The following is a 13,424-nucleotide window of genomic DNA, read 5'->3' on the forward strand; positions in this document are numbered from 1 at the left end:
GAGGTCAGACATTGTATACGCACAATAAATCGGGAGGTTTTAACTAATGGAAGTGGCGCAGACGAAGACTTCTCAGCACAGACCCCGAAAAAAATTGAACCTTGCCCTTCAGGGGGGAGGTTCACATGGTGCTTACACCTGGGGTGTGCTTGACCGCCTTCTGGAAGAGGACTGTTTTGATTTTGAGGGAGTCGTGGGAACCAGTGCCGGTGCTATGAATGCCGTAACACTCAGTTATGGATTGAAAACAGGCGGCCCCGAGCGAGCACGTGAATTGTTGCGTGAATACTGGGAACTGACCATGAAAATGGCTTCTTTCGCGCCCTGGCCATCCTTTATTGACCGGCTTGCAGGCGATGGCAATATGCCCAATAGCCCTGCTTTCACCATCAGCGATGCCATGACACGCATCTTTTCACCGTACCAGATGAATCCGACGGGCTTTAACCCCACAGAGCCGGTCATCAATAAATTGATAGACTTTGAAGCGCTGCGCAGTGATTCCTCCGACCCGCAGCTCTTCCTTTGCGCGACTAATGTGATGACGGGCCGTGCCAAAATTTTTGAAAAAGAAGAACTGACTGCCAAGGCCGTGCTGGCATCTGCCTGTTTGCCTTTTATGAACCATGCAGTTGAGATTGATGGAGACTATTATTGGGATGGCGGCTATATGGGTAACCCACCCCTGTTCCCTATCTTTTATAACTGTGAGTGCCAGGATATTCTGGTGGTACAGGTTACACCCGTGAATCTGGATAGCTTGCCAACTTCTGCAAGCGCTATTTTTGACCGTATCAATGGGCTCAGTTTTAATTCCAGCCTTATGCGGGAGATGCGGGTGGTGAATTTCATCACGGAAATGGTGCGTGATGGATACGATGGTGGTGGAAAGCTTCGTGAGATATTTGTTCACACTATCGATGCCGAAGATACTATGAAAAAGCTTGGTGCTTCCAGTCAGGCCAATCTGGACCCTGCTTACATCAAAAGTCTGTTTGAGCTGGGTCGGGATAAAGCACATGAGTTTATCGAAGAGCATTTCGATAAAGTGGGTTTTGAGTCCTCTACAGACATCAACGAGAAATTCACCTGAGCTGGCACTGGAAGCCTTGCATTAAGCGCATCACAGCACATAAAAAAGGATGGCCAGGTAGTGCAGCAGGCTGCCGGCCATCACGAAGAGGTGCCAGATGCCGTGCCAGTGCTGGAAGCGTTCATCATAAACAAAGAAAATGATCCCGACTGTGTAGAGGGTTCCACCTGTTGCCAGTAGGGTGAAGCCTGCTGTACCCAGGGCTGCAATCAAGGGCTTGACGGCAATCAGCACAATCCAGCCCATAACCGCATAAATGACGATGGACAGGACCCGAGCTTTTGATCTGGGTTTGATTTCCTGAAGCATACCCAAAACGGCCAGCCCCCAGACGATGCCGAACAGAGTCCAGCCCCAGGGGCCGCGCAGGCTGACCAGGCAGAAAGGGGTATAGCTGCCCGCAATCAGCAGGTAGATGGACAGATGATCCAGCTTTTGCAGCACCTCCTTGGCTCTGCCCTGGACGCTGTGGTAGAGCGTGGAGTTGGTGTAGAGAATAACCAGGGTGGCCCCATAGATGGCAAAGCTGGTGATTTTCCAGGGATCACCGAGAATACTGGCCAGAACCAGCAGATAAACGCCACCGGCAATCGCCAGCAGGGCACCCAGCAGGTGGGTCCAGGCATTGAATTTCTCACCGTAATACATATTGAAAATGTTATCCTGCGCTTTTGATTTTAAGGTCGCTCAGAGATGCCAACCCCGTCTGTAGAAACCTCACCCCTGGGCAAGGAAACCCAGTACTGCAATCAGTATAACCCGGAATTATTACACCCTTTGCCGCGTCTAACCGGTCGTAAAAGCCTGGGGCTGAGTGAAGCCTCTCTGCCTTTTCAGGGTGTGGATATCTGGAATGCCTATGAAATCTCCTGGTTGAACAGCAAGGGCAAGCCCTTGGTGCGCCTGGCCGAGTTTCGTTTTCCGGCGGATTCCAGCCACATTATTGAATCCAAATCCTTCAAGCTGTATCTGAATTCTTTTAACCTGACCCCCTTTGCTTCCGAGCAGCAGGTGCGCGAACAAATGCAGCAGGATTTATCCCAAGCCAGTGGCAGCCAGGTTGCGGTGGTTTTTTTTGCTGTTGATGCAGGCTTGGCTCCGCAATCCCTGCAAGGTGAATGCCTGGATGATCTGGATATTGATGTGAATCACTATACGCCAGCCCCTGAGTTGTTAACAACGCAGGCGCATCAGCAGGTTGAGGAAACCCTGGTCAGCCATTTACTCAAGTCCAACTGCCCGGTGACTGGGCAACCCGACTGGGCCAGTGTGCAAATTCACTACCGGGGGCCTAAACTGGATCGTGAAGGTCTGCTGGCCTATCTGATTTCCTATCGTGAAAAAGGCGACTTCCATGAGCATTGTGTGGAAGAAATTTTCCTGGATTTACTGCGTGCTTGTCAGCCTGAGCAGTTGACTGTTTATGCCCGCTACCTGCGTCGGGGTGGTTTGGATATCAACCCCTGGCGCTCCACTCTTTCCAGCAGTCCCGCCAATCTGCGCCTGCTCAGGCAATGAATGTCAAAGGTGATTTTTTATGAACTCTGAACTCTTACATCTGGCCAGAATCATGCCCAAGGCCGAACTGCATTTGCATATTGAAGGCAGTCTGGAACCGGAAATGGTCTTCAAGCTGGCGCGGCGCAATCAAATCAAGCTCACTTATGCCACAGTCGAAGAACTGAAAGCCGCTTATTCCTTCAATAATCTGCAGGAATTTCTGGATGTCTACTATGCAGGCATGTCGGTTTTGCTGACCGAAGATGACTTTTATGACCTGACCTGGGCTTATCTGAAAAAAGTGCATGACGAAGGCGTGGTGCATGTGGAAATCTTTTTTGATCCCCAGGCCCATCTGGAAAGAGGCGTGCCTCTGGGCATTCAACTGGCCGGGATTCAGGGTGCTCTGGAAGCCGGTAAAGCCACTCTGGGAATCAGTTACCGTTTGATTCTTTCCTTTTTGCGCCACCTTTCAGAAGCAAGCGCTCTGGAAACCCTGGAGCTGGCCCGACATCATCTTGATCGTCTGGATGGTTTTGGCCTCGACTCTTCGGAAACCGGCCATCCGCCGGAAAAATTCGCCCGTGTTTTTGCCGAATGTAAAAAACTGGGCAAACCGATCACCGTGCATGCTGGAGAAGAAGGGCCACCGGAGTATGTCTGGCAGGCTCTGGATCTGCTCAAGGTGGATCGTATTGACCACGGCAACCGGGCCATGGAAGATGAAGAGCTGGTAGAACGTCTGGTCAAGGAAGGCAAAACCCTGACGGTTTGTCCCCTGTCCAACCTCAGTCTGGCCGTGGTGGAGGATCTGCAAAAGCACCCCCTGGTGGAGATGCTGAACAAAGGCCTGAAGGTGACCCTGAACTCGGATGATCCGGCTTACTTTGGCGGCTATCTACTGGCCAATTACCAGGCAGTGATCGAAAACCTGCCCTTGACCCGTGACCACCTACACCAGTTGGCTCGCAATGCCTTCGAGGGTGCCTGGATCAGCGAAGCAGAAAAGCAAAAACACCTGGCTGATGTGGATGCGGTTTTCTCATAAGGGCAAAGGCACATGGATGGCCAGACTGAGTCTGGCCAGAAGCCAGCCGAGTAGAGCGCCAATCAGCACATCCGAGGGGTAATGCAGACCCAGAACCATTCTGGATAACGCCACCAGCAGAGTGAAAGTGATCAAAAAGCCAGCCAACTGGGGCAGGCCAGCAATCAACAGGGTGGAAAAGGCAACCGCATGCAGGGTGTGACCGGAAGGAAAGCTGTATTTATCCAGCGGTGGCATCCTTGCCTCTATGCTGTCACTGGCATCACAGGGTCTTCGGCGGCTGGTTGAGCGTTTGATAAAGAGGTAAATCCAGGTGCAGGCCAACCCGGTGAGTGCCATTTGCAGAGTCAGCAATACTCCTGACCAACCCAGCAACAGCGGCAGTATCAGCATGATGGCATACCAGATCAGTCCATCACCCAAGCGGCTTATCCAGCGAAAAGGTTGGCAAATCAGAGGCAAAAGACCGCAAAGATTCAGCCAGCGGCCCAGCGTCAGATCCAGATGCTCACATTTTACGACCCAGCTGGGACGCTCTTCGTACAGGTAGCGTTTCAACTTCATGGGTGAACCCCCTGTGTAAACTTGCCGTTAACAGTTGATGAAAACGCTCAATCACTTCTTTCCAACCACGCTTTTGCATGTCCTGATAGGCCAGATGCCCCATCACCAGCCGCAGATGTTCTTCACCCGCCAGTTCAACCGCTGCCTGGATAAAAGCCTGTTCACCGGATACCTCATCCAACAGCCAGCCATTCTTGCCGGTGTGAATCAGCTCCTGGGCAGCGGCACGATCATAAGCAACTACGGGAAGGCCACTGGCCATGGCTTCGGCCACTACATTGCCGTAGGTTTCGGTTCGACTGGGAAATAAAAACAAATCCATATTGGCGTAATAGTTGGCCAGGGCTTCGCCTTCCTGACAGCCCACTAGAAGAGCGTCAGGGCAACGCCGTTGCACCTCTTCTTCCCAGGGCCCATTGCCCACCAGCAGCAAGCGTGCTGAAGGTTTCTGCAAACGAATGGCAGCAAAAGCTTTTAAAAGCAGGGGTAGATTCTTTTCACCGGCAAGACGGCCGACATAGCCAACCAGAAGCTGCTCATCATCAATCCCCATTTTCCGGCGAAAGTTTGCACTGCGACGATCCGGACGGAAAAGCTGGGTATCCACGCCTCGACCCAGCAGTTCAACTCTCTGGAAGCTCTGGTTCAGAAGCTCCTGACGCTGCTGTCGGGAAGGGGTGAGCGTCAGTGTTGAGGCATTATGAAAACGCCTTAGGTAGAGCTGTAAGGATTTCTGCAGCCACCCCAGTCGGTAATGAGTCAGGTACTGGTCAAAATTGGTATGGAAACCGGTAACGGCTGGAATACCCCGTTTGCGGGCATAACGCAGGGCACTCAAACCCAGTGGGCCTTCAGTGGCAATGTAGAAAATATCCGGTGGATTCAACCGCCAGTGTTTTTTGACTCTTTCCGGCAATTTCCAACCAAACTTCAGCGAAGCATAACCGGGCAACTGATGACCGGAAGCCTGCCAACTGGATAGCTCGGCAAAAGTCAGATCGTTGACTCCCGGCCAAACCAGATCCACCTCAACGCCTTTGGCAATCAAGCCACGGCATAACTGACCCAGGGTTTTGCTCACCCCGTTGACATCAGGCAGAAAGGTTTCAGTGATTAAAGCCAGGCGCATGCTCGATCTCGATTAAGGAATTTATAAGGCATTCTGCTGAGACAAAATGACACTCCTGCGACTGAATGCTGAAACTTCCATGACAGCTGCTTTCATGCCTTTGTCATGGTTTGGCCATGGTTTTGCCACAGGCCGGTGTCAGGCTGGGCCAAACCGCAGGAGGTTTATTTATGTTGAATATTGAAAAGCTCGCCAGTGAAAAATACCCGCAACTGGAAGGGAAACATCGCCTGGTTCGTCAACCCCTGATGAACTTGCTCAAAGATCTTTTCCATGAAGATGAAATCAATGCCTTTTTGCAAACCCATCAGCATTTGGGGCCTTTGGAGTTTGTGGATCAGGTGCTGGATCGCTTTCAATTCAGCTACCTGGTTTCGGCCCGGGAAAAACAGAATATCCCCACTGAAGGGCGCGTGCTTCTGGTCGCCAATCACCCCATCGGTACCTTGGATGGCTTGGTGCTGCTCAAGTTGGTCAGTGAAGTTCGACCCGATGTCAAAGTGCTGGCCAATGATCTTCTCTGGCAGTTTGAGCCTTTGCGTCCTCTATTGATTCCTGTAGACAGCCTGGCTCACAAAGGTTATCGACAAGCCTTTCGCCAAGTGACAGAGGCCTTGTCCCAGGAACAGGCGGTGATTATTTTTCCTGCCGGGGAGGTGTCGAGAGTAACGCCGACCGGCATCAAGGACAGTCAGTGGCAAAAGGGTTTTGTGCATTTTGCCCGTAAAACCAATGCCCCTTTATTACCGGTGCATTTGGATTACACCAACTCGGCGCTTTTTTATTCCCTGTCTCTGATTTACAAGCCTCTGGGAGGGCTTCTGCTGGTTAGGGAAATGTTCAGAAAACAGCGTCGCGACCTCCCGGTTCGCGTCGGTGAGTTGATTCCTCTGGAGAATTTTGACCTGCCCGGTTTACCGGTAAAAACCAAGGTCAAGTTGTTACGCAAACAGGTCTATCGTTTGCCGACCCAGAAATCACCTCTGTTTGTGACGGAAAAGGCCTTGGCGCACCCGGAGAATCCCTTGCAAATCAAACAGGAATTACAGGAAGCGGAGTGTCTGGGCAAGACAGAAGCGGGCTTCAGTATTTATCTGGTGAATTATCAAGCGGATTCCGCACTGATCCGTGAAATTGGGCGTCTACGGGAAATGACCTTCAGGCGAGTGGGTGAAGGTACCGGCCAGAACCGGGATCTGGATTGCCATGATCACCATTACCAGCAACTGGTGCTCTGGAACGATGAAACTCTGGAGCTGGTGGGTGGTTACCGGCTGGCTGAAGTGGGACCTTTGTTAGCTGACCTGGGCTTGGAGGGCCTCTATTCCTCCAGTCTTTTTCAACATCGTAAAGAGCTGCTTCCACGTCTGGAAAAAGCCGTTGAACTGGGTCGCAGTTTTGTTCAGCCACGCTATTGGGGGCGCCGCAGTCTGGATTATCTATGGCAGGGTATCGGTGCCTACCTGCGCAGTCGCCCGCATCTGAAATGGATGCTGGGGCCGGTATCCATCTCCAATGCTCTGCCACCGGCAGCCAAAGATCTGTTGGTGATTTATTACCGTTATTACTACGGTCAGACCACTCATTTGTCTTCAGCCAGGGCACCCTACATGGTCAGCGATGCCGGACGGGCTGAGGCCATGCAGATCTTTGGTTTCAAATGCCGGGACAAGGACTTCAAAGCTCTTAAGCAGACTCTGGCAAGCTATGGCGCTGCAGTCCCGACACTCTACAAACACTACACCGGGCTTTGCGAAACCGGTGGCGCTCATTTTTTGGATTTTAATGTCGACCCTGATTTCAATTTCTGCATTGATGGTCTGGTTCTGGTGGAAACGGCTTCCATCAAGGAAAAGAAAAAACAGCGCTATATGAATTCACTTTGCCCGCAACAAACTGGAGAAAAAAATGAACCCAACCGAACCCCTTATGGATGCCTGGAAAAAAACGGCCAGCCAGTCTCTGGAGCCTGCTCGCAAAATCAACCTGTTTCTGGTTGACCAGATAGCGGAAATGACGGATCAGCAACTGAAAACCATGGAAAGTTATGGACTGCTGGCGCTGGCGCAACTGAAAAAAGCAGCGGAAGTTCGCGATCAGGAATCAGCGCACACCTTCACCCTGTCACAGGCTGACTTTTACTCCAACCTGACGAAAAAAGCGCTGATGGATGCCCGGGAAGTCAGCCAACGCAACCAGGAAATTGCCAATGAAGTCACCAAGTTGCTTCAGGATGCAAAAACCGAGTGGACGGCCAAAAAGTAAAAGAGTGAAATGACCTGCAAGTAAAACCCGGATACTTGATCCGGGTTTTTTGTTGGCTTGGTTGCACAAAAAGCTTATAGGGCCGATTCCAGTTGTGGTGAGATTAAACGCGTGGATTTTTCAAATAGGGTGTGAATGGCTTCACTAATATCCTGCTTGTGTTGTTCAGCCCAGGCGCGTAGATGCAAGTGACTGGCGAGATAATCTTTTTCCGGTTCTTTTTCCAGACTATGCAGTTTCTGATAAAGCGGTAGCAACTGCAGGTGAAGGTTGAATGGCAGGCTGTGAAAAAAGAACCGATAGTGGCTTTTTCGCTGTTCTGGTTGTTGTGGTGAAGCAATCATATAGGCTGGCCTGACCTGCTGTTTTTTATCCACCAGAATGGCAGAAAAAAACTGTCCTCGACTCATTCTCAGATGCAGGCAGTCGGCCAGCGATAAAGGCAAACAGGATGCCAGTAGATGGGTTAAGTAAAGCCCTTCCAGTGTTTCTGAGGGTATAGAAAGGAAAGTGCTGGCTTGGGTACTGCTGGCTTCGATTTTCCCCAGGTGGTCGGTTAGCAGGTATGCAAAGGGTTCACTGGTGACCTGTTTCATAAAACCTCCTTCACGGTTGATGCAGGCTGAAAATCCTGTCCTTGGTAAAGATGCTCCAAACTCAGGTGCATAATAGAAAGGTCATCTTCCAGTTCAGAGGAATGCAACCCTGTAAAGTGTTGCAGTTCTTGAAGAAGAGTATCGAATGGAGGCTTGCCAGCAGCTTGCAGCAAACAGTCCTGCAGGTGATTGTGGGCAAACATTTCCCCAAACTTGTTGCGTACTTCCATCAGGCCATCAGTGGCAGCAAATAACTGGCCTCTCAAAGGCAGCTCAAGGTGGGCAATCAAGGGTTCCATTTCCTGCTCGGAAAGAATGCCTAATGCCAGATTGTGGGATACAACCTGTTGCAAAAATTGTCCCTGATGATCGAGTAGAAACAAGGGCGGCAAGCCACCATTCCAGACCTGAACCTGACGTTCAGCCAGATCCAGCTCCACCAGAATGGCTGCAATGAAGCGATCCCCCGGAAGATGTTGATTAAGTTCCTGATTGATGGTCTCAACCAGCTGGCTCAGATTCGTGCCCTGTTCAACCAAAGAGCGAAAAAGACTGGCTGCAGGCATCAACGTCAGGGCTGCGGAAAGACCGTGGCCGGTGGCATCGGCTAATAGGCAGAAAATTCTTCCATCGGGGGCTTTCTTGGCCAGCACCAGGTCGCCGCTGAAATCAGCCTGATGGATCAGGTTACGGGTGAATCCCGGCAGTTGATCCGAGCTTTTGCCCAGAAGGTGAGTGTAAAAAAGCTGAGCAGCGACTTCCTCTTCCCTTTTAAGCTGTTCCAGCCAGCCGTCCAGATGTTGCTGCCGGGAAACAGCCAGCGAATGCAGGCGTTCCCGGTTGAATTCCAGAAGTGATTTTAGATCGTCATACATCATCCTTCAGCTCTCCCTTCCGTATGAGATGCTTCCAAGGTTAGGCATGCAGAGTGACACAGGCATGAAGACTTCTGGTCACTTTCAAGTCAGTGGCTTTCTTTGTTTTGTAACCTCTTGCCGACACAATCTGGAAAAGCAATTTCCTTCAGGGATGTTTTATGGCCTGCTCAAATGAAACCAAGTTAGGCAAGAGTTCAGATCGGCCTTGCCGGACAGAAAAAGAGATGCTGGATGAACTCCTGCAGGAAAAACAATTGCTGAGTGTTTACCAGCCGTTGATCAGCTTGGTTGAGCAGAAAATTGTAGCCTGGGAAGCTCTCAGCCGGGGGCCGCTGGATAGCCCCCTTTACTCGCCGGATCGGCTCTTTCAGGTTGCCCGCCGCGAAGGGCAGTTGGTTGCTTTGGAAAACCTGAGCCGAACCCAGGCTTTAACCGCTTTTGCCCGCCAACAACTTCCCGGTAAGTTATTCATCAATATCTCACCGGATTTACTGGCCCAACCGGATCATGAGCCGGGACAGACGCTGCAGTTGGTCAGGGAGCTGGGGCTGACACCGGAGCAATTGGTTATCGAGTTGTCTGAAAACCATTCCGGACAGGATTTTGAAAGCATACAAAAGGCACTGGATCATTATCGCTCCATGGGCTTTCAGGTTGCACTGGGTGATCTGGGACGGGGTTATTCAGGACTCCGGCTCTGGTCGGAATTGCGCCCTGACTATATCCGGGTTGAACAACATTTTGTTCACCAGATCCACCGCGACAAGGTAAAGCAGGCCTTCATGCGTTCTCTGCACACCTTGGCTGCAGCCTTGGGAACCCAGTTGATTGCTGAAGGTGTGGAAAACCATGCTGAACTGCAACAGCTGGAAGAAATGGGTGTGGATTGGGTTCAGGGTTACTACTTTTCCCGCCCTCAGGCACAGCCTTCACCAGCCGAGCCTCTTGCTGTTTTGGAGCGGAAAAAACATCGCCAAACTAAAACTGTTGCAGAACAGGAAGATATTAGCCTGCTTTTACGTCGGGTCAAATGTATTTCCCCTGAAGCCAGTGTTGCTGAAGCGGTGGAAGTATTCCGGCAGGATGAAGAGCTGTTTTCCCTGCCTGTGGTGGATGCTCATCTTCGCCCCAAGGGTTTGCTTATACGCTCTCAGCTTATGAAAGAGCTGCTCAGACCGTTTGGCAAGGAGATCTATTATCGACATCCAGTGACTCATTTGATGCATACACATCCCTTGAAAGTTGATCTGGGAACATCTTTGGAAACGGTCAGCCAGTGGGTGACCGAACGCAATAGAGACCATTTGGATGATGACTTTATCATTACCGAGTCAGGTGGCTATCTAGGCATTGGCCAGGTTGTTGACCTCTTGCGAATCATGACGGATCTGAAAATTCGTAATGCCCGCCAGGCCAACCCTTTAACACTTCTTCCCGGCAATGGGCCCATACAACAGACTTTGGATGCCTGGTTAATCACGGATGAGCCGGTGGTGGTTTGCTACCTGGATCTGGACAACTTCAAGCCTTTTAATGATAACTATGGTTATGCGCAGGGTGACGAGCTGCTGAAGAGTCTGGCCCGTATCCTTAAAAAACATCTGCATCCCGAGGAGGATTTCATCGGTCATGTCGGGGGGGATGATTTTGTGGTTCTTTGTCGCAGCAAGGACTGGCAGGAGCGTTTAACCAGTGTACTGGAAAGTTTTACCCAGCAGAGTCAGGAATATTATAGTGAGAAAGATCGTTTGGCTGGGGGTATTCATGCGGAAGACCGCTATGGCATTCAGCGCTTTTTTGCTTTTGTAGGCCTGTCAGTGGCTGCTCTGAGAGCACCCGCAGACCAGAAAATGAATGCTCACATGCTGGCTTCCGAAGTGTCTCATGTTAAGCATGCCACCAAGCAGATTGATGGCTCTTGTCTGGTTTATGAACACCAGGGCCAGCAGCAATTGCTCTGGCCGAATTCTGATTAAGGCTAACGCTCCATCTGTTATTAAGAGAAACGCTAGCCTGTCTTGGTTACAGTAACTCCTCTCCAGCCATCGCCAGGCGTGATCTTTCGATGTTTTTCAGGGTGATGTGCCCGGCATGGGGCCAGTGACGAAAGCTTTCCACCAGGGCAGCCAGCCCACAGGTGTTGGCAGTCAGATAGGGGGTGTCTATTTGTCCGACATTGCCCAGACACACAATCTTGGTGTTGTGTCCGGCCCGGGTAATCAGGGATTTGATCTGCTTGGGGGTGAAGTTCTGGGCTTCATCAATGATCAAAAAGGTGTCATTCAGGGTGCGTCCCCGCATAAAGCCCGGAGAGCGCAGTTGAACTCGGGAGCTGACAAATTGACGAGTTGCCGGATTGTCCCAGCTACTGCCTTCTTCATTGCGCAAAAGGCTGTCCATATTGTCATGGAAGGCACCCATCCAGGGGGTCATTTTTTCTTCTTCATCACCGGGTAAAAAACCGATGTCTTCACTCATGGAAATGGGTGCACGGGTGAAAACGATGCGTTCAAAACGCTTCTGATCAAAGGTTTGTTCAAAAGCAGCCGCCAGGGTCATGAAGGTTTTGCCCGTTCCGGCATGGCCTGCCAGAGTCACCAGATCGATCTCCGGGTCCATCAACAGGTTGAGAGCAAAATTCTGACGGGTATCCTTGGCCTGGATGCCCCAGACATGGTGTTGGGAGCGGTAGTTACGCAGTAATTCCAAAAGTGCACGAGAAGGCGTGACTTCCCGCACCACGGCTTCAAACTGGGGTTGTTCTTCCTGATCGGCAACCAGCATGGCTTCATGCCAATCGCTCGCCAAGCAACCCTCCAGGTGATAGGTGGTCTTGCCGCTGACAGGGTTGGTAACCTGGACATCCAGCCCTTTCCAGAGGCCTGATTTGCCATCTTCGCCTGGCGCATAAATCTTACAACCTTCCAGCAGAGCATCAGAGTCGGAAAAAGCCTGATCGGTCAGATAGTCTTCCACGGGCACGTTAAGGGCTGAGGCTTTGACCCTTAGATTGATGTCTTTGGTGACCAGAATGACCGAAGCATCGGGGCGCTCGCTTCTCAGGCGGCAGGTTTCGGCCAGCAGGCGGTTATCAGCGGTATCCTCAAGGTGTTCCAGCGGTTTCAAATCCGGGTAACAAAGAATACGTAACTGGCCACTATCCAGCTTGGCTGGATGAAGCCGTAAACCTTCCTGAATTTCACTGAAGCTGGCTCGATGAGTCAAATCAGCCAGAGTGCGGCTGACTTGCCGTGCCATACGGGCAATTTCGCGGCTGCCGTTCTTGTGTTGATCCAGCTCTTCCAGAACCGTCATGGGTATGACGACATCATGTTCCTCAAATTGAAAGAGAGCGGCAGGATCGTGCAGAAGGACATTGGTATCCAGAACATAAAGGCGGGTTGCTTTCTTTTCCAGTCTGACCATAAATGGCTCCTCATTTCAGGGTTGTTTCAGACTGGCTGTTTTTGATGACAGGAAAATGACCGGATTGAGAACAACTCGCCGGAATTAGCCGACCACTGAAGTGTGGATCAGATCACGCGTTTACGAATGGCGTTGGACAGATGTTCAAAACCAATCACGGCGATCAAAATGACCAGGATGATGGCCAGTGCCTTGTCATATTGGAAAAGCCGCATGGCAGTGGAAAGCTCCACCCCGATACCACCCGCTCCAACCAGCCCGAGGGTGACCGCCGAGCGTATGGCTTTTTCCACACTGTAAAGGCTGGTAGCAGACATGGAGGCCAGGGTTTCAGGCAGAATAGCGCCAAAAATAACTGAAATTCGGCCTGCACCACTGGCGGTCAAAGCCTGGGAGGGGCCAGGTTTGACCTCTTCAATGCGCTCGGAGAAAAAGCGTGCTGCAAAACCTATGGTATCCAGAATAATCGCCAGAATTCCGGCCAAGGGACCCAGGCCAACAGCAACAACAAAAATCAGTGCCCAGATCAGGTCTGGAATGGTGCGCATGGTGGCAATCATCAGGCGGGCAATGCTGCGAACAAGCGGGTGAGGGGCTGTATTGCTGGAAGCCAGAAGAGCAAAAGGAATACTCAGCAAAACACCAAAAGTGACACCGACGATGGCCATATTCAGGGTTTCCAGCATGGCCCAGGCCACCACATCCATATCACCCCAATCGGGAGGAATGGAAAGACTCAAAAAGGTCACCAGATTGACGGCACCTTTGGCAAGCCTTTCCAATGAAAGGTCAGCAGCCATCAGCCCCTGGATAAAAAAACTGGCAAACCCCAGCAGGATGATCCAGACAAACAGGGAGGGTGCTTTGAAGCGAGGGGGCGCGGTTATTTGTGCGCTTGTTGAAGGCTTTTCAGAAAAGGACATGA

At 51.2% G+C, this 13,424-nt stretch carries 13 protein-coding genes; 6 read left to right on the forward strand and 7 right to left on the reverse strand.

Going from position 1 to position 13,424, the window contains the following annotated elements; all coding sequences use genetic code 11:
• Positions 1-46 precede the first annotated feature (46 nt).
• Positions 47-1,093 carry a patatin-like phospholipase family protein gene (locus LG323_RS00135; protein WP_404417930.1) on the forward strand — a complete coding sequence of 349 codons (1,047 nt, stop codon included), beginning with the start codon at positions 47-49 and terminating at the stop codon, positions 1,091-1,093.
• 30 nt (positions 1,094-1,123) lie between these two features.
• Here the strand turns inward: LG323_RS00135 and LG323_RS00140 are convergent, their stop codons facing one another.
• Positions 1,124-1,741 (reverse strand): hemolysin III family protein, encoded by a 618-nt coding sequence (locus LG323_RS00140; protein ID WP_404417933.1) that lies wholly within the window; start codon positions 1,739-1,741, stop codon positions 1,124-1,126.
• 45 nt (positions 1,742-1,786) lie between these two features.
• Between LG323_RS00140 and queF the strand changes: the two genes are divergently transcribed.
• Complete coding sequence (gene queF / locus LG323_RS00145) at positions 1,787-2,611, forward strand: NADPH-dependent 7-cyano-7-deazaguanine reductase QueF (protein ID WP_404417936.1); 825 nt, start codon at positions 1,787-1,789, stop codon at positions 2,609-2,611.
• Positions 2,612-2,630: 19 nt separating this feature from the next.
• Positions 2,631-3,641 (forward strand): adenosine deaminase, encoded by a 1,011-nt coding sequence (locus LG323_RS00150; RefSeq protein ID WP_404417939.1) that lies wholly within the window; start codon positions 2,631-2,633, stop codon positions 3,639-3,641.
• Here LG323_RS00150 and LG323_RS00155 read toward each other — a convergent pair.
• Together LG323_RS00155 and LG323_RS00160 are read right to left on the reverse strand one after the other, a co-directional pair.
• On the reverse strand, positions 3,636-4,205 hold the full coding sequence (locus LG323_RS00155; protein WP_404417942.1) for a phosphatase PAP2 family protein: 570 nt from the start codon (positions 4,203-4,205) through the stop codon (positions 3,636-3,638). The two genes, LG323_RS00150 and LG323_RS00155, sit on opposite strands and share 6 nt — an antisense overlap.
• Positions 4,150-5,334, reverse strand: coding sequence for a glycosyltransferase family 4 protein (locus LG323_RS00160; RefSeq protein WP_404417945.1), 1,185 nt, complete (start codon positions 5,332-5,334; stop codon positions 4,150-4,152). The genes LG323_RS00155 and LG323_RS00160 overlap by 56 nt, the downstream gene beginning before the upstream one ends.
• 170 nt (positions 5,335-5,504) lie before the next feature.
• Here LG323_RS00160 and LG323_RS00165 point away from each other — a divergent pair, with 170 nt between their 5' ends.
• Complete coding sequence (locus LG323_RS00165) at positions 5,505-7,334, forward strand: lysophospholipid acyltransferase family protein (RefSeq protein ID WP_404417948.1); 1,830 nt, start codon at positions 5,505-5,507, stop codon at positions 7,332-7,334.
• Positions 7,243-7,599, forward strand: a complete 357-nt coding sequence (locus LG323_RS00170) for a phasin family protein (protein ID WP_404417951.1) — start codon at positions 7,243-7,245, stop codon at positions 7,597-7,599. The genes LG323_RS00165 and LG323_RS00170 overlap by 92 nt, the downstream gene beginning before the upstream one ends.
• Before the next feature lie 74 nt (positions 7,600-7,673).
• On the opposite strand, the gene LG323_RS00175 is transcribed toward LG323_RS00170, so the two are convergent.
• Positions 7,674-8,195, reverse strand: coding sequence for a hypothetical protein (locus tag LG323_RS00175; protein WP_404417953.1), 522 nt, complete (start codon positions 8,193-8,195; stop codon positions 7,674-7,676).
• Entirely contained in the window at positions 8,192-9,073 is an 882-nt protein-coding gene (locus tag LG323_RS00180) for a PP2C family protein-serine/threonine phosphatase (RefSeq protein ID WP_404417956.1), read from the reverse strand. Before LG323_RS00180 ends, LG323_RS00175 begins: the two co-directional genes overlap by 4 nt.
• A gap of 158 nt (positions 9,074-9,231) precedes the next feature.
• Here LG323_RS00180 and LG323_RS00185 point away from each other — a divergent pair, with 158 nt between their 5' ends.
• Positions 9,232-11,049, forward strand: a complete 1,818-nt coding sequence (locus LG323_RS00185; RefSeq protein ID WP_404417959.1) for an EAL domain-containing protein — start codon at positions 9,232-9,234, stop codon at positions 11,047-11,049.
• A gap of 46 nt (positions 11,050-11,095) precedes the next feature.
• Here the strand turns inward: LG323_RS00185 and LG323_RS00190 are convergent, their stop codons facing one another.
• Complete coding sequence (locus tag LG323_RS00190; protein WP_404417962.1) at positions 11,096-12,499, reverse strand: PhoH family protein; 1,404 nt, start codon at positions 12,497-12,499, stop codon at positions 11,096-11,098.
• A 107-nt stretch (positions 12,500-12,606) separates the two neighbouring features.
• Positions 12,607-13,422, reverse strand: coding sequence for a phosphonate ABC transporter, permease protein PhnE (gene phnE / locus LG323_RS00195; RefSeq protein ID WP_404417965.1), 816 nt, complete (start codon positions 13,420-13,422; stop codon positions 12,607-12,609).
• Positions 13,423-13,424 lie beyond the last annotated feature (2 nt).

Source organism: Marinospirillum sp. (assembly GCF_044810985.1).
Taxonomy (GTDB): Bacteria; Pseudomonadota; Gammaproteobacteria; order Pseudomonadales; family Halomonadaceae; genus Marinospirillum.

Coding starts and splice junctions, on each gene's coding strand:
- LG323_RS00135 (WP_404417930.1), top strand. CDS start 47: ATGGAAGTGGCGCAGACGAAGACTTCTCAGCACAGACCCCGAAAAAAA.
- LG323_RS00140 (WP_404417933.1), bottom strand. CDS start 1,741: ATGTATTACGGTGAGAAATTCAATGCCTGGACCCACCTGCTGGGTGCC.
- queF (WP_404417936.1), top strand. CDS start 1,787: ATGCCAACCCCGTCTGTAGAAACCTCACCCCTGGGCAAGGAAACCCAG.
- LG323_RS00150 (WP_404417939.1), top strand. CDS start 2,631: ATGAACTCTGAACTCTTACATCTGGCCAGAATCATGCCCAAGGCCGAA.
- LG323_RS00155 (WP_404417942.1), bottom strand. CDS start 4,205: ATGAAGTTGAAACGCTACCTGTACGAAGAGCGTCCCAGCTGGGTCGTA.
- LG323_RS00160 (WP_404417945.1), bottom strand. CDS start 5,334: ATGCGCCTGGCTTTAATCACTGAAACCTTTCTGCCTGATGTCAACGGG.
- LG323_RS00165 (WP_404417948.1), top strand. CDS start 5,505: ATGTTGAATATTGAAAAGCTCGCCAGTGAAAAATACCCGCAACTGGAA.
- LG323_RS00170 (WP_404417951.1), top strand. CDS start 7,243: ATGAACCCAACCGAACCCCTTATGGATGCCTGGAAAAAAACGGCCAGC.
- LG323_RS00175 (WP_404417953.1), bottom strand. CDS start 8,195: ATGAAACAGGTCACCAGTGAACCCTTTGCATACCTGCTAACCGACCAC.
- LG323_RS00180 (WP_404417956.1), bottom strand. CDS start 9,073: ATGATGTATGACGATCTAAAATCACTTCTGGAATTCAACCGGGAACGC.
- LG323_RS00185 (WP_404417959.1), top strand. CDS start 9,232: ATGGCCTGCTCAAATGAAACCAAGTTAGGCAAGAGTTCAGATCGGCCT.
- LG323_RS00190 (WP_404417962.1), bottom strand. CDS start 12,499: ATGGTCAGACTGGAAAAGAAAGCAACCCGCCTTTATGTTCTGGATACC.
- phnE (WP_404417965.1), bottom strand. CDS start 13,422: ATGTCCTTTTCTGAAAAGCCTTCAACAAGCGCACAAATAACCGCGCCC.